The sequence below is a fragment of the Pseudotabrizicola sp. genome, from assembly GCF_030656345.1.
Taxonomy (GTDB): Bacteria; Pseudomonadota; Alphaproteobacteria; order Rhodobacterales; family Rhodobacteraceae; genus Pseudotabrizicola.
This window is the reverse complement of the sequence record NZ_JAUSNR010000019.1, coordinates 319,899-345,972: the sequence shown is the minus strand read 5'-3', so window position 1 is coordinate 345,972 and position 26,074 is coordinate 319,899. Positions and strand designations below refer to the sequence as shown.

Annotated in this window: 21 protein-coding genes; 9 read left to right on the top strand and 12 right to left on the bottom strand. The window is 63.5% G+C overall.

Annotation, left to right across the window (positions count from 1 at the left end; all coding sequences use genetic code 11):
* Nucleotides 1–24: 24 nt before the first annotated feature.
* The 6 genes from Q7J44_RS11995 to Q7J44_RS11970 all read right to left on the bottom strand — a co-directional run bounded on the left by Q7J44_RS11995 (nucleotide 25) and on the right by Q7J44_RS11970 (nucleotide 7,705).
* Nucleotides 25–1,245, bottom strand: a complete 1,221-nt coding sequence (locus Q7J44_RS11995; protein WP_304880160.1) for a class I SAM-dependent RNA methyltransferase — start codon at nucleotides 1,243–1,245, stop codon at nucleotides 25–27.
* A complete protein-coding gene (locus tag Q7J44_RS11990) occupies nucleotides 1,242–3,092 on the bottom strand; it encodes an ABC transporter ATP-binding protein (protein ID WP_304880158.1) in 1,851 nt (616 codons plus the stop codon). Before Q7J44_RS11990 ends, Q7J44_RS11995 begins: the two co-directional genes overlap by 4 nt.
* Nucleotides 3,089–4,930 (bottom strand): ABC transporter ATP-binding protein, encoded by a 1,842-nt coding sequence (locus tag Q7J44_RS11985; protein ID WP_304880156.1) that lies wholly within the window; start codon nucleotides 4,928–4,930, stop codon nucleotides 3,089–3,091. Before Q7J44_RS11985 ends, Q7J44_RS11990 begins: the two co-directional genes overlap by 4 nt.
* A gap of 63 nt (nucleotides 4,931–4,993) precedes the next feature.
* A complete protein-coding gene (locus Q7J44_RS11980; RefSeq protein ID WP_304880154.1) occupies nucleotides 4,994–6,136 on the bottom strand; it encodes a CCA tRNA nucleotidyltransferase in 1,143 nt (380 codons plus the stop codon).
* Nucleotides 6,133–6,726 carry a CoA pyrophosphatase gene (locus Q7J44_RS11975; RefSeq protein WP_304880152.1) on the bottom strand — a complete coding sequence of 198 codons (594 nt, stop codon included), beginning with the start codon at nucleotides 6,724–6,726 and terminating at the stop codon, nucleotides 6,133–6,135. The genes Q7J44_RS11980 and Q7J44_RS11975 overlap by 4 nt, the downstream gene beginning before the upstream one ends.
* Nucleotides 6,719–7,705: an Hsp33 family molecular chaperone HslO gene (locus Q7J44_RS11970; RefSeq protein WP_304880150.1), complete on the bottom strand. Its 987-nt coding sequence runs from the start codon at nucleotides 7,703–7,705 to the stop codon at nucleotides 6,719–6,721. The genes Q7J44_RS11975 and Q7J44_RS11970 overlap by 8 nt, the downstream gene beginning before the upstream one ends.
* A gap of 78 nt (nucleotides 7,706–7,783) precedes the next feature.
* Between Q7J44_RS11970 and Q7J44_RS11965 the strand changes: the two genes are divergently transcribed.
* Entirely contained in the window at nucleotides 7,784–8,230 is a 447-nt protein-coding gene (locus Q7J44_RS11965; RefSeq protein WP_304880148.1) for an NUDIX hydrolase, read from the top strand.
* Here Q7J44_RS11965 and Q7J44_RS11960 read toward each other — a convergent pair.
* Nucleotides 8,218–9,480, bottom strand: a complete 1,263-nt coding sequence (locus Q7J44_RS11960; protein WP_304880378.1) for a PP2C family protein-serine/threonine phosphatase — start codon at nucleotides 9,478–9,480, stop codon at nucleotides 8,218–8,220. The genes Q7J44_RS11965 and Q7J44_RS11960 overlap by 13 nt on opposite strands.
* A 191-nt stretch (nucleotides 9,481–9,671) precedes the next feature.
* Here Q7J44_RS11960 and Q7J44_RS11955 point away from each other — a divergent pair, with 191 nt between their 5' ends.
* Nucleotides 9,672–9,986, top strand: a complete 315-nt coding sequence (locus Q7J44_RS11955; protein WP_304880145.1) for an Hpt domain-containing protein — start codon at nucleotides 9,672–9,674, stop codon at nucleotides 9,984–9,986.
* Nucleotides 9,987–9,988: 2 nt separating this feature from the next.
* Here the strand turns inward: Q7J44_RS11955 and ilvA are convergent, their stop codons facing one another.
* On the bottom strand, nucleotides 9,989–11,236 hold the full coding sequence (gene ilvA, locus Q7J44_RS11950) for a threonine ammonia-lyase IlvA (RefSeq protein WP_304880143.1): 1,248 nt from the start codon (nucleotides 11,234–11,236) through the stop codon (nucleotides 9,989–9,991).
* A gap of 126 nt (nucleotides 11,237–11,362) precedes the next feature.
* Between ilvA and Q7J44_RS11945 the strand changes: the two genes are divergently transcribed.
* Nucleotides 11,363–12,592 carry an argininosuccinate synthase gene (locus tag Q7J44_RS11945; protein ID WP_304880141.1) on the top strand — a complete coding sequence of 410 codons (1,230 nt, stop codon included), beginning with the start codon at nucleotides 11,363–11,365 and terminating at the stop codon, nucleotides 12,590–12,592.
* Between the two features lie 50 nt (nucleotides 12,593–12,642).
* Here the strand turns inward: Q7J44_RS11945 and Q7J44_RS11940 are convergent, their stop codons facing one another.
* Both Q7J44_RS11940 and Q7J44_RS11935 read right to left on the bottom strand, forming a co-directional pair.
* Nucleotides 12,643–13,359: an HAD family hydrolase gene (locus Q7J44_RS11940; protein WP_304880139.1), complete on the bottom strand. Its 717-nt coding sequence runs from the start codon at nucleotides 13,357–13,359 to the stop codon at nucleotides 12,643–12,645.
* 54 nt (nucleotides 13,360–13,413) lie between these two features.
* Nucleotides 13,414–14,313 carry a D-amino acid aminotransferase gene (locus Q7J44_RS11935; protein WP_304880137.1) on the bottom strand — a complete coding sequence of 300 codons (900 nt, stop codon included), beginning with the start codon at nucleotides 14,311–14,313 and terminating at the stop codon, nucleotides 13,414–13,416.
* A gap of 146 nt (nucleotides 14,314–14,459) precedes the next feature.
* Between Q7J44_RS11935 and msrA the strand changes: the two genes are divergently transcribed.
* Nucleotides 14,460–15,092: a peptide-methionine (S)-S-oxide reductase MsrA gene (gene msrA, locus Q7J44_RS11930; protein WP_370693002.1), complete on the top strand. Its 633-nt coding sequence runs from the start codon at nucleotides 14,460–14,462 to the stop codon at nucleotides 15,090–15,092.
* Nucleotides 15,093–15,125: 33 nt separating this feature from the next.
* Here msrA and Q7J44_RS11925 read toward each other — a convergent pair whose 3' ends face one another.
* Nucleotides 15,126–17,387 carry an NADP-dependent malic enzyme gene (locus Q7J44_RS11925; protein WP_304880134.1) on the bottom strand — a complete coding sequence of 754 codons (2,262 nt, stop codon included), beginning with the start codon at nucleotides 17,385–17,387 and terminating at the stop codon, nucleotides 15,126–15,128.
* A 71-nt stretch (nucleotides 17,388–17,458) separates the two neighbouring features.
* Nucleotides 17,459–19,177 (bottom strand): glycosyltransferase family 61 protein, encoded by a 1,719-nt coding sequence (locus tag Q7J44_RS11920; protein WP_304880132.1) that lies wholly within the window; start codon nucleotides 19,175–19,177, stop codon nucleotides 17,459–17,461.
* Between the two features lie 152 nt (nucleotides 19,178–19,329).
* Between Q7J44_RS11920 and mutS the strand changes: the two genes are divergently transcribed.
* The 5 genes from mutS (at nucleotide 19,330) to phnE (Q7J44_RS11895) (ending at nucleotide 26,035) form a co-directional block, all read left to right on the top strand.
* The gene (gene mutS / locus Q7J44_RS11915) at nucleotides 19,330–21,930 is read left to right on the top strand and encodes a DNA mismatch repair protein MutS (RefSeq protein WP_304880374.1); all 2,601 of its coding nucleotides are present in this window, start codon (nucleotides 19,330–19,332) and stop codon (nucleotides 21,928–21,930) included.
* Nucleotides 21,931–22,018: 88 nt separating this feature from the next.
* Nucleotides 22,019–22,837, top strand: coding sequence for a phosphonate ABC transporter ATP-binding protein (gene phnC, locus Q7J44_RS11910; RefSeq protein WP_304880130.1), 819 nt, complete (start codon nucleotides 22,019–22,021; stop codon nucleotides 22,835–22,837).
* Nucleotides 22,838–22,860: 23 nt separating this feature from the next.
* Nucleotides 22,861–23,760: a phosphonate ABC transporter substrate-binding protein gene (phnD, locus tag Q7J44_RS11905; RefSeq protein ID WP_304880127.1), complete on the top strand. Its 900-nt coding sequence runs from the start codon at nucleotides 22,861–22,863 to the stop codon at nucleotides 23,758–23,760.
* 75 nt (nucleotides 23,761–23,835) lie between these two features.
* Nucleotides 23,836–24,714, top strand: coding sequence for a phosphonate ABC transporter, permease protein PhnE (gene phnE, locus Q7J44_RS11900; RefSeq protein WP_304880125.1), 879 nt, complete (start codon nucleotides 23,836–23,838; stop codon nucleotides 24,712–24,714).
* A 1-nt stretch (nucleotide 24,715) separates the two neighbouring features.
* On the top strand, nucleotides 24,716–26,035 hold the full coding sequence (gene phnE, locus Q7J44_RS11895) for a phosphonate ABC transporter, permease protein PhnE (protein WP_304880122.1): 1,320 nt from the start codon (nucleotides 24,716–24,718) through the stop codon (nucleotides 26,033–26,035).
* The last annotated feature ends 39 nt before the right edge of the window (nucleotides 26,036–26,074 follow it).

Genomic DNA, 26,074 nt, shown 5'->3' with positions numbered 1-26,074 from the left:
GTCCGGATTATGTTTCGGGATATGCTACCGAACGAAGCGGCCCACAAGTTCCACATGCGCCGACCAGCGGAATTGATCGACAACTTGTATCCATTCCAGCCGGTACCCGGCCTGCACAAGGATCTTGGCATCCCGCGCAAAGGTCACCGGGTTGCACGATACCATCGCAATCACCGGCACCTTGGTTTCCGCCAGACAGCGCATCTGCGCTTCCGCCCCCGCGCGCGGCGGGTCGATGACCACGCCGGTCACATACTTGAACTCATCGGGCTCCAGCGGGCGGCGGAACAGGTCGCGTGCTTCGGCCTTTATCGGCTTCAGCCCTTCGGTGTTGCGGGCGGCCCTATCGAGTGCTGCCACCATCGCGGGGTCACCCTCCACCGCATGCACTTCGGCCATCTCGGCCAGCGGCAGGGCAAAGGTTCCGATCCCGGCAAACAGATCGACGATCTTTTTCTGCGGGCCCAACGCCTCATGGACCGTCTCTAACAAGGCGTGTTCGCCATGTTCCGTCGCTTGCAGGAACGCACCCGCAGGCGGGGCCACGCGTGCCTTGCCGATGGTCTGGATTGGTGTCGCCCGCAGCGCCACCGTCTCGCCGTCCCAGGTCAGCCGTGCCATCGCATGCGCCTCGACCACCCGCGCCAGTTCCAGCCGCAGCGCGCCATCCAGCGGCTTGCCGCCGGTGACCACCACATCCGGCCCGCCAATCGCACGTGTGACCATCAGCGCCACTTCCTGCGAACGTGACCCGCCCAGACGCACCAGCTCTTCCAGCCCCGGCATCGCGGCCATCAGATCGGGATGCACCAGCTGACAATTCGGGATCTGCACCAAGGCATCCGACCCGCGCGCATGAAAGCCGATCATCGACCCGCCCTTGGTCCGCCGCGCGGCAAAGGTCGCCCGCCGCCGCGACCGGGGGGGCGATGTCAGAACGGGCCGGAACGGGGCATGCAGCCCCTGGCCAGCCAAAGCGCCTTCGACATGCGCCGTCTTCCAGTCGGCCACCATCGCATCTGACGCGTGTTGCATCAGGCACCCGCCACAGGCCCGCGCGTGCGAACAGGGCGGCTTGATGCGCGCGGCGCTCGGCGTCACGATCTTGGCATTGACCAGCCGGTCGCCCTCCAGATCGCCCTCGACCACCTCACCCGGCAGCATCCCGGCCACAAAGACCGGGCCGTTCTCGCCTTGGGCGATCCCGTCGCCAAGGTGTCCCAGCCGGTCTATTGTAAGTTTCACTCTGCAGCTTCCTTTTCATCTGACCCGATGAACCCGCCCGACTGGCGATTCCAGTAGCGGGCGTACAGGCCATTTTGCGCCAACAGCGCGTCATGCGTGCCTTCTTCGACAATCCGCCCGTCGTCAAGCACCACAATCCGGTCCATCGCCGCGATGGTCGACAGGCGGTGCGCAATCGCCAGCACGGTCTTGCCCTGCATCACCCGGTCGAGTGCCGACTGGATATTGGCCTCAACCTCGGAATCCAGTGCCGAAGTCGCCTCGTCCAGCACCAGAATAGGCGCGTCTTTCACGAACGCCCGCGCCAGGGCAATCCGCTGCCGCTGCCCGCCCGACAGCTTGACCCCGCGTTCCCCCAGAAACGCGGCATAGCCTTTGCGCCCGGTGTGGTCGATCATCTGGCTGATGAAACCATCCGCCTCGGCGGCACTGGCCGCTGCGATGATTTCGGTTTCGGTCGCATCGGGGCGGCCATAGGCGATGTTGTCGCGCGCGCTTCGGTTGAACATCGCAGTTTCCTGCGTGACCATCCCGATCTGGCGTCGCAAACTCTCTTGCGTCACATGGCGCACATCCTGCCCGTCGACCAGAACAGCCCCTTTTTCGCAGTCATAGAGCCGTAGCAGCATGGCAACCAAGGTCGATTTCCCGGCACCGCTGGCCCCGACAATCCCCAGCTTTTCCCCGGCGCGAATGGTCAGGTTCAGGTCTTCCACCCCGCCCCGCCGCCGCCCATAGGCAAAGCTGGCCCCGGCAAAGGTGATCTCTCCGCGCACCTTGTCCAGATCCACCGAATCCGGCGCATCGGCCAGTTGGTGCGGGGCTGACAGGGTTTTCATCCCGTCCTCCACCTCGCCCACCGAGGTATAGATCGACATCAGCGTAAAGCTGACCCAGCCCGACATCTGCGCAATCCGCATCGAAATCGCACCCGCCGCCGCAATCGCGCCCGCCGTCGCCTGCCCCTGCTGCCACAGCACCACCGTGCCGCCGATCAGCAGCACCGGCAACACGCCCGCCACCGTCATCAGCGACAGCCGGAACCAGGTCGAGATCACGCCGAATTCAAGACTGCGCTCGCGGAACACCTCCATCGCCTTCAGTGCGACCCGGTCTTCAAAAGCGGCATGGGCGAACAGCTTCACCGTCTTGATATTGGTGATCGTATCCACCACCTGCCCGGACACCATCGCCCGCGCCGAGGCGCGCGCAGCCGAATTCACCCGAACCCGCGGCATGAAGAACCGGATCAGCAGCACGTAAACCACCAGCCATACCGCCAGTGCCAACGCAATCCGCGCGTCGATCACCACCAGAAACACCACCGACCCGATCACCGATGCCAGTGCAAAGCACACCGTGTTGATCACCTCGGTCGCCACATCCGTCACCGCCCGCGCGGCCTGCATCTGCTTTTGCGCGATCCGCCCGGCGAAGTCATTGTCGAAAAACGTCACCGCCTGCCCCAGCGTCCAGCGGTGCAGCCGCGACAGCACCAGCGGCATCACATTCGGCCCCACCACAATGCTGTTCGACGCAGCAGCAAAGCCAAAGGCGATCGGCCGCAGCACCAGATAGAACAGCACGAACATGCCGATCAGCACCGCGTGATCGCCGAAAAACCGCTCCGGCCCAGCACTCAACGCCGCATCGATCACCCAGCCCAGAATGACCGCCGACACCACTTCCGTCGCCCCCGCAACCGAGGAAAACACCCCGGCCAGCCCCAGCATCGGCCACGAGCCTTTCAGGCACCAGCGCATGAACGGCCACAGCTGTTGCGGAGGTTCCCCAGTCGCCGGGCGGAACGCGTCGATCCACCCGCCCAGCCGTTTCAGAACGCTCATGCCGACTCCTCAAGCCCGATGAACCCACCCGACTGGCGGGCCCAGAACCGGGCATATAGCCCGTCCAACACCAAAAGCTCGGCGTGTGTTCCCTGCTCGGCGATATGTCCGTCCTCCAGCACGACAATCCGGTCCATCGCGGCGATGGTCGACAGCCGGTGCGCAATCGCGATCACGGTCTTGCCCTGCATGACGCCAAACAGCGCCTCCTGAATCGTTGCCTCGGCCTCGGAATCCAGCGCACTCGTCGCCTCATCCAGAATCAGGATCGGCGCGTCTTTCAGGATCACCCGCGCCAGTGCCACCCGCTGGCGCTGCCCGCCCGACAGTTTCACGCCCCGCTCACCCACATGCGCGTCGTAACCTTTGCGGCCTTCCGGATCTTCCAGCGTAAGGATGAACTCATGCGCATCGGCGCGGCGGGCGGCGGCGATCATCTCGGCCTCACTCGCATCGGGGCGACCGTAGAGGATGTTGTCGCGAACCGAACGGTGCATCAGGCTGCTGTCTTGCTGCACCATGCCGATCACCCGGCGGACAGAATCCTGACCCACCTGCGCAATATCCTGCCCGTCGATGCGGATCACGCCACCTTCGGTATCGTAAAACCGCAACAACAGCTTCACGAGGGTCGATTTCCCCGCCCCCGACCGCCCGACAACGCCAATCTTTTCCCCCGCCTGCACGGTCAGCGACAGGTCCTGCAACCCGCCTGACCCGCGCCCGTAATGGTGGCTCACCCCGTCCAGCTCGATCTTGCCGGCGGTCAGCGCCAGCGGCTTTGCCCCCGGCTTGTCGACCAGATGGATCGGCTGGGTGATGGTCTCCATCCCCTCGGCCACGATCCCAAGCGCCTGCACCAGCGAGGTGAAGGCCCACATGATCCAATAGGTCATGTTGTTCAGCCGCAGAACCAACGCGGTGGCCGCCGCCACCGTGCCCACCGTCGCCTGCCCCTGATACCACAGGATCAGCGCCCAGCCGGTCACGCCCACAATCAGACCGCCATTCAGCACGGTCAGCGCCAGATCCATCTTGGTGACGATCCGCATTTCCTTGGCGAATGTGGCGCGGGCATGCTCGATGGCATCGCGGGCGTAGTTCATCTCCATATCATGGTGCGCGAACAGCTTGACCGAATGGATGTTGGTATAGGCATCCACCACCCGCCCGGTTACCGCAGACCGCGCATCAGAGCTCGCCTTCGCCGCAGGCCCGGCGCGCCGGATGGTCCAGCGCACCAATGCGGCATAGAGCACAAACCAGATCACCAGCGGCACCAGCAGCCGCATATCGGCCCCAGCCAGCATGATACCCGCGCCCACCACGGTCACACTGGCAAAGGCCACCGCGTCAAAGGTCTGAAACACCGCATCCCCCGCCGCTGGCGGGGTCTGCATGATGCGGTTGGCAATCCGCCCGGCAAAATCGCTCTCGAACCAGCCCACGGGTTGGCGGATCACATGGGAATGCGCCCGCCAGCGGATCATGGTGCCAAAGTTCGGCAGGATGGTGTTGTGCAACAGCGCCACATTGGCGACCAGCAAAATGGGACGCAAGATCAGAATCGCCGCCGCCACGGTCAGAATTTCGGTGCCATGGTCCGCCCAGACCGCCTGCGGCCCGGTGGTCGACAGCATGTCCACCAACCGCCCGACATACCAGATCATCGCCACATCGGCGAAGGCCGACACGACAGACAAGGTGGCCGTCACCGCGAAAACCCCGCGAAACGGGTGGATGTATTGCTTCAGAAACGGCCACAGTTTGCGCGGCGGGGTGTCGGTCTGCTCGTAAGGACCATAAGGGTCCACGAGCCGTTCAAAATACGAAAACACGGGGGACAGCCTCTTGCAGGTTACCGCAGGGCTATACTCCGATTAATGCCCGAGGAAAACAGTTTAACCCAAAAGCTGCGCGCGGGTCAGCGTCAGGTTGCTGGCCAGCCAGCGCTGCCGCGCCGCCTCCAGCGCCGCGCCCAGCGCCGGGCCCTGCACCCGGTCGATCAGATCGGCGGCGCGCAGCGGGAATTCTGCCGCAGCCCCGCGCGCAACCTCTGCCGCCCAACCCTCTGCCAAGGGCTGCTCCATCACCGCCGCGCGTGCCAGAACGGCATCAACCCCCAGCGCATCGCCCAGCACAAAGCCCAGCGCCGCCGAGGTCAGCACACCACCAGTTTCGTCTCTGATACGGCCTAAATCGGCACTGTCCCGGCGGGACAGCCGCAAACGATCTGCCACATCCCGCCCGCCCAGCACCGCCAGCCGCCGCAGCCATCGCGGCACCAGCCCGCTTTCCAGATGCACCAACGGCCCCAGCGCCCGCGCATCTGCCCCCGGCAGGACCACCGCCAGCACCCCCGCCGCGGCCATCGACGCAACCGCCGGTGCCGGGTCAGGAGCAGCGAGCAGCTTGCACATCTCTGCCCCGATCCGTTCGCGCGAAAGTGTCTCTATTCCAGCAGAATTTGCGGCACAGGCCGCCAGTCCTTCGCCGTCAATTCCGCCCGCCGGATCGCCATAGTGGGCATGGAAGCGGAAAAACCGCAGGATGCGCAGATAATCTTCGGCGATGCGGGCATCCGGCGCGCCCACAAACCGCACCCGCCGCGCCAGCAGGTCGGGCAATCCGCCCAACGGGTCGATCAGCACCCCATGCCGGTCGGCATAGAGCGCGTTCATGGTGAAGTCGCGCCGCGCCGCATCCTCCTCCACCCGGTGTGAAAATGCGACCACCGCGTGCCGCCCGTCGGTCTGCACATCCCGGCGGAAGGTGGTGACCTCATGTGCCACACCCTCCGCAATCACCGTCACCGTACCGTGGTCGATCCCGGTCGGCACCACCTTGAAACCAGCATTTTCCGCCAGCACAGACACGTTTTCCGGCCCGGCATCGGTCGCGATATCAATGTCACTGACAGGCACCCCCATCAGGGCATTGCGCACACAGCCACCGACGAACAGCGCCTGATGCCCGGCACCCTCCAGCACCCGGCACAGCGCTTGGGTGCCCGGATGGCGCAGCCAGTCCCCCGTAACCTTCACAGCGCTGCCCGTTCGGCCAGGCCACGCAGAATGCGCGCGGTGGCACCCCAGATGTAATAGGGGCCGTAGGGCACCACGTAATAGCGCCGCCACTGCCCCATCCACAGCCGCCGTTCGACGCCATAGCGCGACAGGTCCAGCACATGCGCCAGCGGCACGGTAAAGACTTCTTCCACCTCACCCAGCTCCGCCACGGGGCGAAAATCATCTCTGATCACGCCCAGAACCGGGGTCATGGTGAAGCCAGTCACCGTTTCATGCACCGGCAGATGGCCGAGCACATCGACCAACCCGGGCGGCAAGGCGATCTCTTCCATCGCCTCGCGCAGCGCTGCCGCCTGAACCGAGGCATCCTCCGGTTCCACCTTGCCGCCGGGCAGCGAGATCTGCCCCGGATGATGCTTCAGATGCGATGCGCGTTTGGTCAGAATCACCCGCGCCCCACCGGGCCCGGCCCAGACCGGCACCAGCACCCCCGCCGGGCGCAAAGTGCGACCGGCGGGCAGCTGAATGCCGGGGTTCAGGTCAAAATCAGACGACTCGCCCGCCGGGCGCTGCAAGGCGCTTTGCAGGCGGGCAATCTCATCCATTCCTGGCCTCGAACCCCAAGGTCACCGGGTCCATTTCGTAATGCGCGCCGCAGAACTGGCAATCGGCGGTGACCACGCCTTCGGGCGTTGTCATCTTCTGAATGTCTTTCTGCGAATAGATCGACATCGTGTTGCGCACCTTGTCCTCAGAGCACGAACAGCCAAACCGCACCGGCTGCGCCTCAAACACGCGCGGCCCCTCTTCATGAAACAGGCGCACCAGCAGCTCTGACGGTGTGACCTGCGGCCCGATCAGCTCGATCTCTTCCACCGTGTCCAGCAGCACATTGGCGCGGGTCCAGCTTTCGCCCTCTTCCCCGGCCAGAATGTCGCTGTGCTGCAACAACCCGCCCTCACCCGAACCGGCTTCCGCTGCCACGCTCATCCCGGCCTTGGGCATGTGCTGCAACATCACGCCGCCGCCGCGCCAATGCGCAGGCCGCCCCGGCTCTACGCTTTGCCCGAAGGTCAGCGAAAACCGGGTCGGCAGCTGTTCGGACTGCGCAAAATAGGTCTCGGCACAGGAGGACAGCGACGCGCCCGCAATCGGGGTAAAGCCCTGATACGGCACCATGCCTTCGCCCTGATCCAGCATCACCGCGAAATAGCCGGTGCCGATCTGGCTGAACGGATCGGCGTCAGGGTCCAGCCGGTCGGCATCATAGCTGGCATAGGCGCGGATGCGGGCCGGTTCGCCCTCATCGGTCGGGCCATAATAATCGGTCGCAATCAGCCGCGCCGCGCCGTTACCGCGGATCTGCAGGCTCAGCTTCCAGCGCAGTTTCACCGACTGCCCGATCAGCGCGGTCAGCAAAGCGGCTTCGGCCACCAGCGCCTCTATCAGCGGCGGATAGCTGTGTTGCGACAGAACCTGCTCCAGCACGCCATCCAGCCGGACCACCCGGCCCCGGATGTCGGACTGATCAAGTTGAAAGGGCAGGACGGTATCGTCCCAGGCAATCTGCGAACCAATGGTCATGGGGTTTCCTTAGCGAGCCAATCTTGGCATACCGCGCCTATATAGGCAGGGCAACACCACGACCAAGGGGGCAACAGCATGCGGCGTTACGGTGATCCGGTCCGACCGGACCAGAAATACCGCCCCAGACCGGGTGTCTACGCCGTGTTGCTGGATGGCAATGAGGTGCTGACAACCTATCAGGCAGAGCCTGTACCGGAGTTTCAGCTGCCCGGCGGCGGGATTGATCCGGGCGAACACCCGATCCCCGCCCTGCACCGTGAGGTGTTTGAGGAAACCGGCTGGAAAATCGCCGTGACCCGCCGGTTGGGGGCCTATCGGCGGTTCACCTATATGCCCGACTACGACAAATGGGCCGAAAAGATCTGCACCATCTATCTGGCCCGCCCGATCCTGCGCCTAGGCCCCCCGTCCGAGCCCGGGCACAGCGCCGTCTGGATGACGGTCACGCAGGCGCTGGATCAGATCACCAACACCGGCGACCGCGCGTTTTTGTTTCAGGCGCTGCGGCATCAGCCCCGGTAATCAAACACCAGCCCCGACACATCATCGGGAAAATCCTCAGACCCCAGATGCGTTGCCAGATCCCAGATCAGCGCATCCAGCAGCTGCGCAGACCCCAGCCTGCTGTTGGTGCTGATCAAGGCATCCAGCCCGTCATCGCCCAGTTCGGCACCGCCGGGCGACGGGCATTCGGTCAACCCGTCGGTCAGCAACAACAGCCGGTCGCCGGGATAGAGCTGCGCCGTCACCCGTTCATGCACCGCATCAGACAGCAGCCCGATCGGCAGCCCGCCGGTGCCCAGCCGGTCAATCCGGCCATCGGCCCGCAGAATACGCGGATAGGGGTGGCCCGCCTGCACCAGCGCCACCGCCCCGGTGCACAGATCGACCTGTGCATAGGCCATGGTAAAGTATTGATCGACCTGCAGATCCTGCAGCAAGGTTCGGTTGAAGCGCGCCGCCACCTCTTCCGGGAGCAGCGCGTCGAACCCGCCATCCGGGCGGCGCTGCAAGGCGATGTTCTGATCCGGGTCCGCCCCGGAAAGATAACCCGCCAGCCGCGCGGTGATCATGGCAGAGGCCACGCCATGCCCGGACACATCCAGCGAATACAGCGCCACCCGGCAGGCATCCAGTTCAAAGAACCCGGCCAGATCGCCGCCCACCGGCCCCGAGGTGTGCAAAAACAGCGTCGCCGCCCCGCGCCCCCAGTCGCGGTAGCGGTCACGCACCAGCGCTTGCTGCAGCTTGCGCGCTTCGATCAGGTCGCGGTCCACAATCCGCTGGGCGCGCTGCAATTCGGCCAGTGTGGCACCCAGCAGCCGGTTTTTCTGTACCAGCTCCCTGTGCATGCCGACAATGCGTTCCCCGGCGCGCAACCTTGCGCGCAGCTCGTGCGGGGACACCGGCTTGGTCAGGAAATCATCGGCCCCCGCTTCCAGCCCCTTTGCAATTTCGGCCTTGCCGGATTTGGAGGTCAGCAGGATGAAATACGTATACCCCTCCTGCTCCAGCGCGTGAAAGGCGCTGCACAGATCAAGCCCCGACATGCCATCCATCACCCAGTCCGACAGGATGATGTCAAACGCCCCGATCTGACAGGCGAGCAGCGCTTCTTCGCCCGATGCCGCCTGGTCCACCGCATAGCCCCAGCGTGACAGGGCGGCAGTCAGCATCATCCGCTGGGCCTTGCTGTCATCCACGACCAGCACGCGCCACGGCCCGACCCCCGCAGCGGCGCGCGCCCGGTGGTCAGCGCTGTTCACATTCATCAGGGTCATCAGATCACGATCCATGTCACGCAAACCACCTTGGCCACGCACAGCTTAAGCACCTGTGAAAGCTAAAACTTTCGCCGTTCGATTCAAAATTGCCAGATGCGGTAACTCGATCTTAACGCGCTGAGCAAATGATCAACGGATTAACCGCTCAGGGGGCAGGGCAAAGCACAACAGGGGACGTGATGATCGACTGGGCACGTGTAGACGACCTGCGGGCAGAGGTGGGGGCCGACTCGTTTGATGAGATTGTTACCCTGTTCCTGCAGGAAACCGATCAGGTGGTCATGCGTCTGCCCTCGCTTACCGCTGCCGGGTCACTGGAACATGACCTGCATTTCCTGAAGGGCAGCGCGCTCAATCTGGGCTTTGTCCGGCTGGCAGAGGTGTGTCAGACCGCAGACAACCGCCCCGCCGATGTCGCGCTCGATACGGTGATCAGCATCTATTACCAGTCACGCGCCGCCTTTGTGGCCCAGCTGAAGGCCAGCGTCGCCTGACCCTAGATCAGGAATTCTGACAAAATCCCGTCATTGGTGATGTCACGATAGGGAAACGCCGCCAGATCCAGCCGCGCGAACAGTTGGGTGAAATTCTCTGGCGCTTTTGTCTCAATTCCAATCAACACCGACCCGAAGTTGCGCGCCGATTTCTTCAGATACTCAAACCGGGCGATATCATCCTCCGGCCCCAGCATTTCGAGAAACTCACGCAGGGCACCGGGCCGCTGGGGCATCCGCAGGATGAAATACTTCTTCAACCCGGCAAAGCGCTGCGCCCGCTCTTTCACTTCCGGCAGGCGTTCAAAGTCGAAATTCCCGCCCGATGTCACGCAGACAACGGTCTTGCCCCGGATCAGCTCTGCCAGATCCGGCAGCACATCCACCGACAGCGCCCCCGCAGGCTCCAGCACGATGCCTTCCACGTTCAGCATCTCCAGCATGGTGATGCAGATCCGGTCTTCAGGGGCCAGCAGCACATGGGCCGGATCGACCCAATCCAGCAGGGCAAAGGTCTTGTCCCCCAGACGCGCCACGGCGGCACCGTCAACAAAACTGTTCACGCCGACCAACGTCTCAGGCCGCCCCGCCGCCAAAGCCTCCAGCAGTGACGCGCCGCCCAGAGGTTCCACAAAACGGTAGGCCACATCCGGGGCCACGCCGCGCAGATAGCGCGTCACCCCCGATGACAGCCCACCCCCACCCACCGGCAGGATCACCAGATCGGGCGCGCGGCCCAGCTGATCCAGCATCTCGACCGCGACCGAAGACTGGCCCAGAATCACATCATCATCGTCAAAGGGCGACAGGAAATACGCGGCCTTTTCAGCGCAAAACGCCTGCGCCGCCGCCAGCGTCTGGTCGAAATAGTCGCCGGTCAGCACGATCTGCACGTGACCCGCGCCAAATACCCGGGTTTTGTCGATCTTTTGCTGCGGCGTCGTCACCGGCATGAAGATCGTGCCCTGCACCCCGAAATGCCGGCAGGCAAAGGCCACACCCTGCGCGTGGTTGCCCGCACTGGCACAAACGAAATGCTGCTGCCCCGGCTGCGCCTCGCGCACCTTGCGCATCGCGGTAAAGGCCCCGCGCAGCTTGTAGGACCGCACCGGCGACAGGTCTTCGCGCTTCAGCCAGATATCGGCGTCAAAGCGTTGCGACAGGTAATCATTGCGCTGCAACGGCGTCGGATCAAACAGATCACGCAGGGCATCGGTGGCAAGGCGGGCATCGTGTGCAAAATCGGTCATACTCTTGGCATGCCGCAGCAACACAGCTTTGGCAAGCGTGGCGATTTTGTACCCGATACGCCCGTGTTTCTTGCCCTTTACCGCAAATCCCCTTAGACCCGCGCAAATCCCAAAGGGAGCGTGCGCATGTCAAAACCGAAAAAAGTCGTCCTTGCCTATTCCGGCGGTCTGGATACCTCGATCATCCTCAAATGGCTGCAGACCGAATACGGCTGCGAGGTGATCACCTTCACCGCCGATCTGGGTCAGGGAGAAGAGCTGGAACCCGCCCGCGCCAAGGCGGAATTGCTGGGCATCAAGCCGGAAAACATCCATATCGTCGACGTGCGCGAAGAATTCGTGCGCGATTATGTGTTCCCGATGTTCCGCGCCAATGCGCTGTACGAAGGGCTGTATCTGCTGGGCACCTCGATCGCGCGGCCGCTGATTTCCAAGCATCTGGTTGATCTTGCGCACAAACATGGGGCTGATGCCGTGGCGCATGGTGCCACCGGCAAGGGCAATGATCAGGTCCGTTTTGAGTTGTCCGCCTATGCGCTCGACCCGTCGATCCGGGTTATCGCGCCCTGGCGCGAATGGGATCTGACCAGCCGCACCAAGCTGATCGAATTCGCCGAAGCCAACCAGATCCCGATTGCCAAGGACAAACGCGGTGAGGCCCCGTTCTCGGTGGACGCCAACCTGCTGCACACCTCGTCCGAGGGCAAGGCGCTGGAAAACCCCGCCGAACAGGCCCCGGAGTATGTGTACCAACGCACCGTTTCGCCTGAAGACGCCCCGGATACCCCTGAATACATTGAAGTTTCGTTTGAGCGCGGCGATGCGGTTGCCATCAACGGCGAGGCGATGTCGCCCGCCACCATCCTGACCCGCCTGAATGAGCTGGGCGGCGCGCATGGCATTGGGCGGCTGGATTTCGTCGAAAACCGCTTTGTCGGCATGAAGTCGCGCGGCATCTATGAAACCCCCGGCGGCACCGTGCTGCTGGAGGCGCATCGCGGGATCGAGCAGATCACGCTGGATGCAGGGGCTGGTCACCTGAAAGACAGCATCATGCCGCGCTATGCAGAACTGATCTACAACGGCTTCTGGTTCAGCCCAGAACGCGAGATGTTGCAGGCCCTGATCAACAAATCGCAAGATCATGTGACCGGCACCGTGCGGATCAAGCTGTACAAAGGCTCCGCCACCTGCGTGGGTCGCTGGTCAGACCATTCGCTGTATTCCGAAGCGCATGTGACCTTTGAAGATGACGCCGGTGCCTATGACCAGAAAGACGCCGCGGGCTTCATCCGCCTGAACGCCCTGCGCCTGAAGCTGATTGCCAACCGCAATGCGCGGGTGGCGAAGGGCTGAAAACAATTTTTAATTCTGCCAAATAAGGGGCCGGTTTTCCGGCCCCTCTTTCATATCTTATAAGCGTTAAGTTTCTCGTAAAACGGCAGCGCTTCATCCACAATCGCCTGATACCCGGCGGGCAGGTCGGGCAGTGGACCCTCGGGTTCCTCAAACCCGGTGGACCTATGCACCGCGCCGTACCAGTGCGGGGCCCAGATTCCGTCATAGGGTTTTGGCCCGGCGGGCCAGTGCAACATGTTGTCTGTAAAGGGAATTGTCAGCGCCGTGCACAGGCGGTTCAACGCGGCCTGCGGGTCGGCACGGATGTCGGCGCTGTCGATCACCAGTGGGGCCTCGCCGGTCCAACCGGCCACCTGATCAAACAGCTCTGCCTGCTGGACAAAGCCGATATCGGCCAGCACCGGCCCTTCACGCTTTTTCGCATAAGACGCCACCACACGGGCCGGGTGGCGGATCAGGAACACGTTGGTCAGGCTGCGCATGAACTGGCGGTCGAATTCCGGGATCATGTGTAGGGTCATATGCTTTTGATAGAACAGGGTTTTTTCCTGCGGAACCTCACCCATACAAGCGGCGGCGATCAGGGTCGCGTCATCTTCGTGCACCTCGACGATCTTGTCGCGCATCGGGTGGTCCAACCCGGTCGCCTTCAGATAGGCCGCGTAAAACGGTTCATCCCAGACCGCGCAATCGCCCCGGGCGGCGAAGGCGTACATCATGGCGGTGGACAGGTTGCGTGGCCCGGACCACATCGCGATTTTCATGGCTGATTTCCGTATGGTTCATGTATGGCAAGCGTATGGCTTACGTCGGTACGTTCATGCGCCGACGAGGGTCTTGTAAAGCCCGCGAATCCGCTCGGTCATCGGGCCCATCTGGCCGGTGCCGATCTGGCGGCCATCAATCGTACTGACCGGGGTTTGCGCGCCGAAGGTGCCGGTGAGGAACGCCTCATCCGCACCGTAGGTGTCGACGAGGGAAAAGTTCCGCTCATACACCGGGATGCCATTTTCGCGGCACAGGTCGATGACCTTTTGTCGCGTGATGCCGTTCATGCAATAGTCGCCGGTGCTGGTCCACACGGCGCCCTTGCGGACGGTGAAGAAGTTGCAGGCGTTGGTGGTGTTCACAAAGCCATGCACGTCGAGCATCAGCGCCTCATCCGCGCCGGCCTTTTCGGCGGCGATGCAGGCGAGGATGCAGTTCAGCTTGGAATGCGAGTTCAGCTTGGGGTCTTGCGTCATCGGCAAGCCGCGCAGATGCGGCACGGTGGCCAGCCGGATCGGGCGCGGCAGTTTTTGCCGCGAATGTTCCATGATGATCACCACTGTCGGCCCGCTTTGCGACAGTTTGGGGTGCTGGAACGGGCGGGTCTTGACGCCGCGCGTCACCATCAGGCGGGCGTGGGCGTCGGTGGTCATGCCGTTGGCGGCTTGCGTTTCCATGATCGCGGCGATCACCTGATCACGGGTCATCCCGATGTCGATATCAATCGCCTTTGCCGCCTCGAACAGCCGGTCCATGTGTTCGTCAAGGAAGGTCCAGCGCCCATTGTACAGCCGCACCCCTTCCCACACGCCATCGCCCAGCATGAAGCCGGAATCGTAGACCGAGACCAGCGCCTGATCGCGCGGCTTAAGCGCGCCGTTCACCCAGATCAGAATGCTTTCATTGCGGGCGTCATCTTCAGCCTGATGGGTGGAAACGTGGTCGGTCATGCGGTCCTCCGGGTTTGGTGTCAGGCTATGCGGGCGGCGGGCGAAGGGAAAGGGGCAGCTTCACCTGTGCGTGACATCACAAACGGTTGAGTGGACGCGGGGTGCCTTCGGGTCATCCTGTCGGCGTAGAATTCAGGGAGTGTGTGATGACGCGGATGATGTCGATTATGGCGGGTGTGGCGCTGATGGTGCTGATCGCCACCACCGGGGGCAGCCATGCCGCCAACGAAAAGGCGATTGTCGCCGGGGGCTGCTTCTGGTGCGTCGAGTCCGATTTTGAAAAGGTGCCGGGCGTGCAGTCGGTGGTGTCGGGCTATACCGGCGGCACGATGCAGAACCCGACCTATCCGAACCACGAAGGGCATTATGAGGCGGTGGAGATCACCTTTGACAACAGCCGCATTTCCTATGCCCAGCTGATCGCGATGTTCCTGCGGTCTGTTGATGTGACAGACGCCGGGGGTCAGTTCTGTGACCGGGGTCCGGCGTATCGGACGGCGATTTTCGTCTCTAATGCGGCCCAACAGGCCGCCGCGCAGGCGGCAGTGGCCGAGGCGCAGCAGGCGTTGGGGCAAAAGATCGTGACGCCGGTGCTGCCCGCCAGCACCTTCTGGAAGGCCGAGGCCTATCATCAGGATTATTACAAAAGCTCTGACATCATCCTGACCCGGGCCGGGCCGAAGCAGAAGAAGAACGCCTATACCTTCTATCGCCAGTCTTGCGGGCGCGATGCGCGGGTGAAGCAGCTATGGGGCAATCAGGCGGCTTTCGTGAAGTGAGTAAAGGCCCGCCCATCCGGCGGGCCTTTTGCGTTACTGGCCGATCTTGCAGGCAGCCATCACCGCCATGTTCAGAATATCGTTCACCGTGGAATTGGTGGAACAGATCTGGATCGGCTTTTTCACGCCGGTCAGGATCGGCCCGATCACCGTGGCCCCCGCCATTTCCTGCATCAGCTTGACCGAGATGCTGGCCGAATGCCGGGCCGGGACCACAAGGATGTTCGCAGGCCCGGTCAGGCGGCAGAACGGATAGTGCTTCATCTGGTCCATGTTCATCGCGACATCGACGGTCATTTCGCCTTCGTATTCGAAATCGACGCCCATGCGGTCGAGCACCCGGGGTGCGGCGTGCATCTTGGTGGCGCGTTCGCTGACCGGGTAGCCGAAGGTGGAGAAAGACACGAAGGCCACCCGAGGCTCCAGCCCCAGTGACCGCGCCACGGCGGCCGAGCGGATGGCAATGGTGGCCAGATCTTCCGGTTCCGGCCATTCCTGCACCAGCGTATCAGCGATCAGCACGATCCGGCCCTTGTGCAGCAGGGCGGTAACCCCCACGGCGCCATCGGCGGCAGTGGCGTCAAACACATGGTTGATCAGCGACAGGATATGCGCCGATTTGCGGGTGACCCCGGTGACCAGCCCGTCACCATGGCCGTGCTGCAGCATCAGGGCAGAAAACACATGCCGGTCGCGGGCGGCAAGACGGTGGATATCCTCGCCATCAAACCCTTCGCGTTGCAGGCGTTTGTAGAGGAAATCCTTGTAGGTCTCCAGATGCCGGGTGTTGGCGGCGTTCACCACCTCCAGCTCGCGCACCGCGTCGCCCAGGCCCGCCGCTTCCAGCTTTTCGCGCACATCCGCTTCGCGCCCCACCACGATGGCCTTGCCCAGACCGGCACGCTGATAGGCGACGGCGGCGCGCAGCACGCGGGGGTCGTCGCCTTCGGCAAAGATCATCCGGGCCTGCGCCTGTTTGGCACGCGCATGGATGCCCTGCAGGATGCTGGCGGTCGGGTCCATCCGGGATTTGAGCGCCTGTTCATAGGCCTTGAGGTCGATGATCGGGCGGCGCGCCACGCCGGTATCCATCCCCGCCTTGGCGACGGCGGGCGGGATCACGTAGATCAGCCGCGGGTCGAACGGGGTGGGGATGATGTAATCGCGCCCGAAGGAGAGTTTTCGCCCGTAAGCCATGGCGACTTCGTCCGGCACATCCTCGCGGGCGAGGGCGGCGAGGGCGCGGGCGCAGGCGATCTTCATCTCATCGTTGATGGCGCGGGCGTGAATGTCGAGCGCACCCCGGAACAGGTAGGGAAAGCCCAGCACGTTATTGACCTGATTGGGGTAATCAGAGCGCCCGGTGGCGACAATCGCATCGGGGCGCACGGCATGGGCCTCTTCGGGCGTGATCTCGGGGTCGGGGTTGGCCATGGCGAAGATGACCGGGTTTTCCGCCATGTTCGAGACCATTTCGGGCGTCACCGCACCCTTGGCCGAGACGCCAAGGAACACATCGGCCCCTTGCATCGCCTCTTCCAGCGTGCGCAGGGGCGTGTTGGCGGCGTGGGCCGATTTCCACTGGTTCATGCCTTCGGTGCGGCCCTGATAAATCACGCCCTTGGTGTCGCACATGATGCAGTTGTCATGCCGCGCGCCCATGGATTTCAGCAGTTCCAGACAGGCGATGCCCGCAGCACCTGCCCCGTTCAGCACGATCCGGCAGTCCTCAATCTTCTTGCCCGACAGTTCCAGCGCGTTGATCAGACCGGCGGCGCAGATCACGGCTGTGCCGTGCTGGTCGTCATGGAACACCGGAATGTCCATGATTTCCTTGAGCCGCTGTTCGATGATGAAGCATTCGGGGGCCTTGATATCCTCAAGGTTGATGCCGCCGAAGGTCGGGCCCATCAGGGACACCGCCTTGATAATCTCTTCCGGGTCTTCGGTATCCAGTTCAATGTCGATGGCGTTCACATCGGCAAAACGCTTGAACAGCACCGCCTTGCCTTCCATCACCGGCTTTGACGCCAGCGCGCCAAGGTTGCCCATGCCAAGAATGGCGGTGCCGTTGGAGATGACGGCGACCATGTTGCCCTTGACCGTGTAGTCGTAGGCCAGCGCCGGATTGTCAGCGATGGCCTGCACCGGCACCGCAACGCCGGGGCTGTAGGCGAGGCTCAGATCGCGCTGCGTTGCCATCGGGGTGGTGGCGACAATCTCATATTTGCCGGGGCGGGGTTCGAGGTGGTAGGCAAGCGCTTCTTCGGGGGTCACACGGTTTTTCGAGGACATGGGCCATATGTTCCTTGATGGGTCTGAACCGTCATAGCGGGGCAAAGGGCACCGCACAATCCGCGTGGCGTTCAAAGCAACTGCTGCACCCAGTCGCGGTCTTTGGCCAGGTCGGCGATACGGTCGGGGAATTCGGCCTGCAACAGCCGGATGGCCCAGACTTGTACCGGGGTGTTGCCGATCCGCCGTGCGCACCACAACACCTGCGCCAGCGTCTGCCAGCGCGTCGGGTCGGCGGCCCAGGCCGCGTGCAGCGCGATCAGTTCTGCATGCCATTCCCCGCGCGCCTTGTGCAGATCGGCCTGCGCCAGACACAGATCCAGATTGCCGGAACGCATGTCGGCGTGCTGGGCCAGCATCACCTCGGCCCGGTCCGGATGGCCTGCGCGCAGCAGTTGCCCGGCCAGACGGGTGACATCTGCGGCGCGGTGCAAGCGCGGGATGTGGCCGCAGAGTGCGGCGACGAAACCCATCACGCGGCCAAGGCCCTTGTCCGACAGGCGTACCGGGACGATTCCGGCGGTCGTGAAATCGGGCACCTCCAGCGGGGTATCGCAGGCGTGATCGGCGATGAAGGACACATAGCGGCAGCGTGATGCATGGGCGACCGGCCAGAAATCGCCCCAGCGGATCTGCGCGGTCTGCAGGGTGCCGATCTCGATCACCGTGCACTGCGGGCTGGCGAACAGCATGTTGGCAAAGCCTGCACCATGGGCAGACACCATCACCTCGGCCCCCGCCATCAGCGCGATCTGGTCCAGCGGGGTCAGATCCTCAAACGCCAGTGCCTTGAACCCGAAGGCTTCCAGCAATTCGACCAGCGCCGTTTCGCCCTGCATCTGGCGGTCGCGGGCATGACCCGACGCGCGGGTGATGTAGACGCGTTTTGGCAGATGGCTGACATCGCGCCCTGCAATCGCCCGCAGCGCCCGCGCCCGCAAAGCCAGCAGCGTGCTTTCCACCGTGTTCATCGCCAGAACCGCGCGGCTGCTGCGCGTGGCGCGGTGCCCGTGCCAGGACAGATCCGACTGCGCCAGCCCGTCCAGTGAGCCGATGACCGAGGGCGGCATCTGGAAATAGGTCCACTGAAAGCTGAAGGCCGACAGCACGCGCGTGTAGTCTTTGGGCGCGCGTTCCAGCACCACACGCCCGGCGAGTTCGGGAAACAGCGCGTCGATGAAGCCGCGCACAAAGGTGCGGGTTTTTTCGGGGTGGTTGGGGAAATGGATGAACACCCGGCCCGTAAACGCCATCCCGTCCAGCACACAAAGCTGGCTGAGGGTTTCGGTCAGAAAGTGGAAGTAGTTGAAGGTGTTGCGGCAATCGATGGCGAAATCAACGCCATCAGGCACCACCCCCAGCGGCAGGACTGCGCCCGCATTCACCGCCTGACAGTCCGCGAAATACCGGCCCAGCGCGGCTTCGGCATCCATTCCGGGCCGGTCCCAGCCAAAACGGTTCAGCAATCGCGCGCCCGCCGCACCGTTCAGCAATGCCTTGCCGCCCGCCGTCGCATAAGATTTGCGGAACGCCGCATCCTCCAGCAGCACCGGCACCACATTCACCTCGGCCACCTGGGTAAAGGCGCGGTGCCGTTTGACCTGCCGCAGATGCGCCTCGATCCGCGTGTTCATGGCCTCATCGTCTGACGCCGCAAAGCCTTCGATCACGCCCCGGTCGCGCAGGTGCCACCAGAACGCGGGGGGCACCACGAAGCCGACACCGGGGTCGCGCGCGGGGTTCAGGAACAGCGCCTCTGGCTCTGCCGCATGGTCAGCCTGATTGCGCACCTTCGTCCCCCGACCCGCCTGCACTTTTCCGCACCCTACCACGCACCCCCCGCAGGTCCAGAGGGATAGGCCTTCCCCCCACCGCGCCGGTTTTGTAGGGTCGGCGCGCAGCAAGGGGGCCACAGGTGCCGCAGGACGATCCAGTCACGCCGATGATGGCGCAATATCTTGAGATCCGGCAGGCCAATCCCGGGGCCCTGCTGTTTTACCGCATGGGCGATTTCTACGAGATGTTTTTCGACGACGCGCTGGCGGCGGCGCAGGCGCTGGATATCGCGCTGACCAAGCGCGGTTTTCATCAGGGCGAGCCGATTCCGATGTGCGGGGTGCCGGTTCATGCGGCCGAGGGCTATCTGCTGACGCTGATCCGCAAAGGCTTTCGCGTGGCCATCGCCGAACAGCTGGAAGACCCGGCCGAGGCGAAAAAGCGCGGATCAAAATCGGTGGTGAAACGCGATGTGGTGCGGCTGGTGACGCCGGGCACGCTGACCGAAGATGCGCTGCTGGATGCCCGGCGGCACAATTATCTGTGCGCCTGGTCGGAAGTGCGGGATCAGGCGGCGCTGGCCTGGGCCGATATTTCCACGGGTGAATTGCGGGTGATCCCCTGCCCGATGGCGCGGCTGTCGCCGGAACTGGCGCGGCTTGCCCCGCGTGAGGTTCTGGTGAGCGAGGCGCAGGAGCGCGATCTTGCGGCGATTGCGCAGGATATGGGGGCGGCGCTGACGCCGCTGTCTCGCGGGAGTTTCGACTCTGTTTCTGCGGAAAAGCGGCTTTGTGCGTTGTTTGCGGTATCGTCGCTGGATGCCTTTGGCAGCTTTGACCGGGCCGAGGTGTCGGCGATGGGGGCGCTGGTCGATTACCTCGATCTGACCCAGCGTGGCAAACTGCCCCTGCTGCGCCCGCCGGTGCGGGAAAGTGCTGGGGGTGCTGTGCAGATCGATTTCGCCACCCGCCGCAATCTGGAACTGACGCAGGCGCTGTCGGGCGGGCGCGAAGGCTCGCTTTTGTTGGCGGTGGACCGGACGGTCACTCCGGCAGGGGCGCGGCTGCTGGAACGGCGGCTGTCTGCCCCGTCCTGCGATCTGCCGACGATACGGACCCGGCACGCATCGGTGCGGTTTTTGCTGGAACAGGGTCGGTTGCGGGAAGATCTGCGCGGCCATCTGCGCCGCGTGCCGGACATTGACCGCGCGCTGTCGCGGCTGGCGCTGGACCGGGGCGGTCCGCGGGATCTGGCCGCGATCCGCACCGGGCTGGCGCAGGCCGGGGCGCTGCACCCGCTGTTGCAGGGGGCACCCGATCTGCTGACTGATGCGGCGGGTGCGCTGCTGGGCCATGACGATCTGGTCAGCCTTCTGGACGCCGCACTGGTGGCCGAACCGCCGCTGCTGGCGCGCGATGGCGGCTTTATCGCCACGGGATACGACACAGAACTGGATGAGGTCCGCACCCTGCGGGATGAAGGCCGGTCTGTGATCGGCAAGATGCAGGCCGACTATGCGGAAGCTGCGGGCGTGCCGGGGCTGAAGATCAAGCATAACAACGTGCTGGGCTACTTTATTGAGGTGACGACCACCCACGAAGACGCCATGCGCGCCAAGCCCGAGCTGTTCATCCACCGCCAGACCACAGCCGGGCAGGTGCGCTTTACCACCGTTGATCTGAACGCGATTGAAACCCGCATTCTGAACGCAGGCAACCACGCGCTTGAGATTGAAAAGCGACACTATGACAGCCTGAAACAGGCGATCATGGCGCAGTCCGGCCCCATTGGGGCCACGGCGCGGGCATTGGCGGAAATTGATCTGGCCAGCGCTTTTGCTGATCTGGCGATGGCGGAAGACTGGGCCGAACCGACCGTCGACGACAGCCACGCCTTTGCCATCACCGGCGGTCGGCATCCGGTGGTGGAACGCGCGCTGAAACGGCAGGGCGCGGGGCCGTTCGTGGCCAATGACTGCGCGCTGACCGGGGCGAGCACCCCGGCGATCTGGCTGCTGACCGGGCCTAACATGGCGGGTAAGTCCACTTTTCTGCGGCAGAATGCGCTGATTGCCCTGCTGGCGCAGGCGGGCAGCTTTGTGCCCGCGACCAGTGCCCATATCGGGATGGTCAGCCAATTGTTCAGCCGGGTGGGTGCCGCCGATGATCTGGCGCGGGGGCGGTCGACCTTTATGGTCGAGATGGTGGAAACCGCTGCCATCCTCAATCAGGCCGACGACCGTGCGCTGGTGATCCTTGATGAAATCGGGCGGGGCACGGCGACCTATGACGGGTTGTCGATTGCCTGGGCCACGCTGGAACATCTGCACGAGACCAACCGCTGCCGCGCGCTGTTTGCCACGCATTACCATGAGATGACGGCGCTGGCGGGCAAGCTGGCGGGGGTGGAGAACGCCACCGTTGCGGTCAAGGAATGGGAAGGCGACGTGATCTTTCTGCACGAGGTGCGCAAAGGCGCCGCTGATCGCAGTTATGGCGTGCAGGTCGCGCGGCTGGCCGGGTTGCCGCAATCGGTGGTGGACCGGGCGAAGACGGTGCTGGAAGCGCTGGAAAAGGGCGACCGCGACGGCGGCAAGCAGATGGCGCTGATCGACGATCTGCCGTTGTTTCGTGCCGCGCCTGCGCAAGCCGCGAAGCCCGCCGCCAAAACCTCTGCGGTGGAAGCGCGGCTGCAAGGCATCAGCCCGGATGAGCTGACCCCGATTGACGCTCTGCGGCTGGTTTATGATCTGAAACAGCTGCTGTAGCCGCTTCGTTACGAAAGTTTCACCGCCGCGCAGACCAGCCGTCACACAGGCCCCCTATGCAGCGCCCAAGTGAATTGGGGGCTGCCATATGCTGGACGTGAAAGACGTAACCCGGATGTTCGGAACCAAAGCCGCAGTTGACCGGGTCAGCTTTTCCGTCAACGGCCCGGCCTTCGTCGGCATCATCGGACGGTCAGGTGCGGGCAAGTCCACCTTTCTGCGGATGATGAACCGGCTGACCGACGCCACATCCGGCCAGATCATCGTTGACGGCACCGATATTCTGGCCCTGCGCGGGGCGAAGTCCCGGGCCTGGCAAAGCCAGTGCGCGATGATCTTTCAGCAGTTCAATCTGGTGCCGCGTATGGATGTGGCGTCAAACGTGCTGCACGGCATCCTGAACCGCCGGTCCACCACGCAGACCATGTTCAACCTGTGGCCCCGCGCCGACATTCTGCGCGCGCTTGAAATCCTCGACCGGCTTGGCATCGCCGAACAGGCCCCCAAACGGGCCGAGGCGCTTTCGGGTGGCCAGCAGCAGCGCGTCGCCATTGCGCGGGCGCTGATGCAGGACCCCAAGATCATTCTGGCGGACGAACCCATCGCCAGCCTTGACCCGATGAACGCGCAGATCGTGATGGACGCGCTGAAGCGCATCAATGTCGAGGATGGCCGCATGGTCATCGCCAACCTGCACACACTCGATACCGCGCGGCGCTATTGCGACCGGGTGATCGGCATGCGCGACGGCCGCATCGTGTTTGATGGCACGCCGGAACAGCTGTCTACCGGCGTTGCCCGCGACATTTACGGTGCCGATGCCTCGTTCAACGAATCCGCAACCTCGACCGCGATCCCGGCCGATACCACGGCGGACCGCAACTATGCGGACCTGATGCTTTCCTGATCCTCAACCAAAAGGGCCATTCCATGAAACCGCTGCTCCTTTCCCTCATCGCCTCGACCGCGCTGGCCGGCACTGCCATGGCACAAGACGCCATCACCGGCTTTAACATCGGCATCCTTGGCGGCGAAAACGCCCAGGACCGGATGACCTCCAACGAATGCTTCCGCGTCAAGATTGAAGAGGCGCTTGGCGTTCCGGTCAAGATCTTCACCCCGGCGGATTATGACGGCGTGGTTCAGGGTATGCTGGGCGGCACCATCGACTTCGCCGGTCTGGGGGCTTCTGCCTATGCCAAGATCTACCTGAACAACCCGGAAGCTGTTGAGCCGGTTCTGACCAAGCAAAATATTGACGGGTCCACCGGATATTACGCTATCGGGTTTGCCCGCACTGACAGCGGCATCACCTCGATGGAAGACGCAAAGGGCAAATCCTTTGCCTTCGCCGACCCGAACTCCACCTCGGGCTACCTGGTCCCCGGTGCCGAGCTGATGGACGCCTACGGCCCGCTGGACGCCTATTTCTCCGACGTCAAAATGTCGGGCGGCCATGAGCAATCCATTGTTGGTGTCGCCAATGGTGACTTTGACGCTGCGGTAAGCTGGGCTGACGGCCTCGGTGACTGGGAAGACGGCTACAACTCCGGCGCTTTCCGCAAGGCCGCTGATGCCGGGCTTGTCGACATGAACAATATTGTCGAGATCTGGCGGTCGAAACTGATCCCGGAAGGCCCGTTCGTGATCCGCAAGGCCCTGCCAGATGACGTAAGGGCCAAGGTCATCGCGATCACCGACACCATGTGGCAGGATGATCCGACCTGCGCCTATGCCCTGTCGCACGGGGATGCGCTGGATCTGGTTCCCGTCACCCATGACGCCTACCTTGGCATCATCGCCGCCCGCAAGCTGCAAGAAGGCATGTAATTTCCAAGAGCGATCTGCCGGGCCGCCCCATGGGTGGCCCGGCACTTTTTTTGGGCCAGATTTTGGGGTCACGGCATGGTTGATATCGCCTTTGGGCCAGAGCGGGGAAAGCGCCCCGACACCGCCAGCATTCAGGACAGCTATCTGGAGATGGTGCGCCGCAAGCGCATGTATGGTGGCATTCTGCTGGCGCTGTTCATTGCCACCATGGCATCGGGCTGGATTCTGGCCGACAGCCGCAACGCGGGCGGGTTCTGGAATGGTATCCTCAATGTCTTTGAATTCCCGTCGGAAGTGGTGGCCGAGGCATGGGAGAAGCGCGCGCTGATCCCGGCGCTGTTCGTCAAGCACATCCCCTCGCTGATCGAGACGCTGAACATCGCCGCCGTCGCCACGCTGCTGGGCGGGCTTGCTGCCATGGCGCTGTCTTTGCTGGCCACCCGCGGGCTGGCCCGATGGCCCCGGATGATTCCGCTGTTCCGGCGCAGCATGGACGCGTTGCGCGCCATTCCGGAAATCGTGATCGCGCTGGTGCTGATCTACATTCTGGGCGGCGGCCCGGTGCCTGCGGTGATTGCAATTGCGCTGCATACCGGGGGCGCTTTGGGCAAATTATTCTCTGAAGTGGCGGAAAACGCCGATCTGAAGCCGGTTGAGGGGCTGCAATCGGTGGGGGCCAGCTGGACCCAGCGGATGTGGCTGGGGGTGATTCCGCAGGTCGCACCCAACTGGCTGTCCTATGCGCTGCTGCGGTTTGAAATCAACGTCCGCGCCTCGGCCATCCTTGGTTTTGTGGGCGAAGGCGGCATTGGTTACGATCTGAAGCTTGCGATGCAATGGGGTCAGGGCCGTTACGATCAGGTGGTGGCGATCTTCCTGCTGCTGTTCGCGGCCATCGTTGTGATCGACCGCACGTCGGACCATTTCCGCAACCGTCTGGTAAAGGGGCGCTGACATGGCCGCTGTTGATACCAATCTGACCGCACAGATCACCGCAGGCTTTGCCCGCAAGCGCCTGATGGCCTTTGCCCTGCCCGGCGTGATCCTGCTGTATCTGCTGTATACCGCTGTGGCCTTCGATCTGGCCGGTCTGGCATCGCGCGCCCGGATGGACAATGCCGCGATCCTGCTGTCGGATTTCTGGACCCACAAAACCCACATCACCCGCGACAACCGCACCGGCGCGGTGACAGCCGCGGTTGAGGGGGAGGCCAAGGGGGCCTATCCGCCGGGCACCTATCCGGACTGGGTTTCGGTGGATGGCGATGTCACCACCATCGACCTCGGCACCGGGCATGTTGTCACCTATGATGGCGATGGCGCACGCATGGTCGTGCCCGGCTATGGCACCATCGACATTCGTCCGCAGGACAACGGTCTGGCGCTGACTGCCCCGGAACCCCTGCCCGAGTGGATCAACGCCAGCAACACCCGCGTCGCGGTGACCACCCCGGCGGGGCGGTTCAATTATACCCGGTCCAAGGTGGAGACCTTCAAATATCAGGCCGGGTGGGAGCTGTTCTTTTTCACCCTCGACAGCCCGTTCGCGGGCAAGGGCCCGCTGGAGCTGGCCGCGCTGGCGGTGTCAGCAGACCGGGTTGATCCTGCCCGCAGCAACTTCGGCTATATGGTCAGTGAATTCTGGACCAACAAGATGTGGCGGCATTCCGATGTGTTCTGGGCCTTGTTCGAGACGATTTTGATGGCATTCCTTGGCACTATGGGGGCCGCGATCATCGCGCTGCCGCTGGGGTTTCTGGCGGCCAGCAACTTCAACCCGCTGGGCCCGCTGCGTTTCGCCTTCCGCCGGGTGTTCGACTTTATCCGCGGTGTCGATGGCCTGATCTGGACCATCATCCTGTCCCGCGCCTTTGGTCCCGGCCCGATGACCGGCGCGCTGGCGATCCTGATCACCGACACCGGATCTTTCGGCAAGATGTTTTCCGAAGCGCTGGAGAATATTGACGAAAAGCAGGTCGAAGGTGTGCGGTCCACCGGGGCCAACAGCCTGCTGCGCGCCCGCTTTGGCGTGATCCCGCAGGTGACGCCGGTGCTGATCAGCCAAGTGCTGTACTACCTGGAATCCAACACCCGCAGCGCCACGGTGATCGGTGCGATTGTCGGTGGCGGGATCGGCTTGCTGCTGACGCAGGCGATCCAGACCCAGAAAGACTGGGAAGAGGTCGCCTATTACATGACGCTGATCGTGCTGATGGTGATGGCGATGGACACGCTGTCGGGCTGGCTGCGCCGCAAGCTGATCAAGGGGGAGTAGGGCCGGAAGCCGGTGAGAAAATCTTGATGCTGCCAGACA

What these genes read in the sequence shown, in the direction of transcription:
- Q7J44_RS11990 (WP_304880158.1), bottom strand. Translation starts at nt 3,092, where the DNA reads ATGAGCGTTCTGAAACGGCTGGGCGGGTGGATCGACGCGTTCCGCCCG.
- Q7J44_RS11975 (WP_304880152.1), bottom strand. Translation starts at nt 6,726, where the DNA reads ATGGATGAGATTGCCCGCCTGCAAAGCGCCTTGCAGCGCCCGGCGGGC.
- Q7J44_RS11970 (WP_304880150.1), bottom strand. Translation starts at nt 7,705, where the DNA reads ATGACCATTGGTTCGCAGATTGCCTGGGACGATACCGTCCTGCCCTTT.
- Q7J44_RS11965 (WP_304880148.1), top strand. Translation starts at nt 7,784, where the DNA reads ATGCGGCGTTACGGTGATCCGGTCCGACCGGACCAGAAATACCGCCCC.
- Q7J44_RS11960 (WP_304880378.1), bottom strand. Translation starts at nt 9,480, where the DNA reads ATGAATGTGAACAGCGCTGACCACCGGGCGCGCGCCGCTGCGGGGGTC.
- Q7J44_RS11955 (WP_304880145.1), top strand. Translation starts at nt 9,672, where the DNA reads ATGATCGACTGGGCACGTGTAGACGACCTGCGGGCAGAGGTGGGGGCC.
- ilvA (WP_304880143.1), bottom strand. Translation starts at nt 11,236, where the DNA reads ATGACCGATTTTGCACACGATGCCCGCCTTGCCACCGATGCCCTGCGT.
- Q7J44_RS11945 (WP_304880141.1), top strand. Translation starts at nt 11,363, where the DNA reads ATGTCAAAACCGAAAAAAGTCGTCCTTGCCTATTCCGGCGGTCTGGAT.
- Q7J44_RS11940 (WP_304880139.1), bottom strand. Translation starts at nt 13,359, where the DNA reads ATGAAAATCGCGATGTGGTCCGGGCCACGCAACCTGTCCACCGCCATG.
- Q7J44_RS11935 (WP_304880137.1), bottom strand. Translation starts at nt 14,313, where the DNA reads ATGACCGACCACGTTTCCACCCATCAGGCTGAAGATGACGCCCGCAAT.
- msrA (WP_370693002.1), top strand. Translation starts at nt 14,460, where the DNA reads ATGACGCGGATGATGTCGATTATGGCGGGTGTGGCGCTGATGGTGCTG.
- Q7J44_RS11925 (WP_304880134.1), bottom strand. Translation starts at nt 17,387, where the DNA reads ATGTCCTCGAAAAACCGTGTGACCCCCGAAGAAGCGCTTGCCTACCAC.
- mutS (WP_304880374.1), top strand. Translation starts at nt 19,330, where the DNA reads ATGATGGCGCAATATCTTGAGATCCGGCAGGCCAATCCCGGGGCCCTG.
- phnC (WP_304880130.1), top strand. Translation starts at nt 22,019, where the DNA reads ATGCTGGACGTGAAAGACGTAACCCGGATGTTCGGAACCAAAGCCGCA.
- phnD (WP_304880127.1), top strand. Translation starts at nt 22,861, where the DNA reads ATGAAACCGCTGCTCCTTTCCCTCATCGCCTCGACCGCGCTGGCCGGC.
- phnE (WP_304880125.1), top strand. Translation starts at nt 23,836, where the DNA reads ATGGTTGATATCGCCTTTGGGCCAGAGCGGGGAAAGCGCCCCGACACC.
- phnE (WP_304880122.1), top strand. Translation starts at nt 24,716, where the DNA reads ATGGCCGCTGTTGATACCAATCTGACCGCACAGATCACCGCAGGCTTT.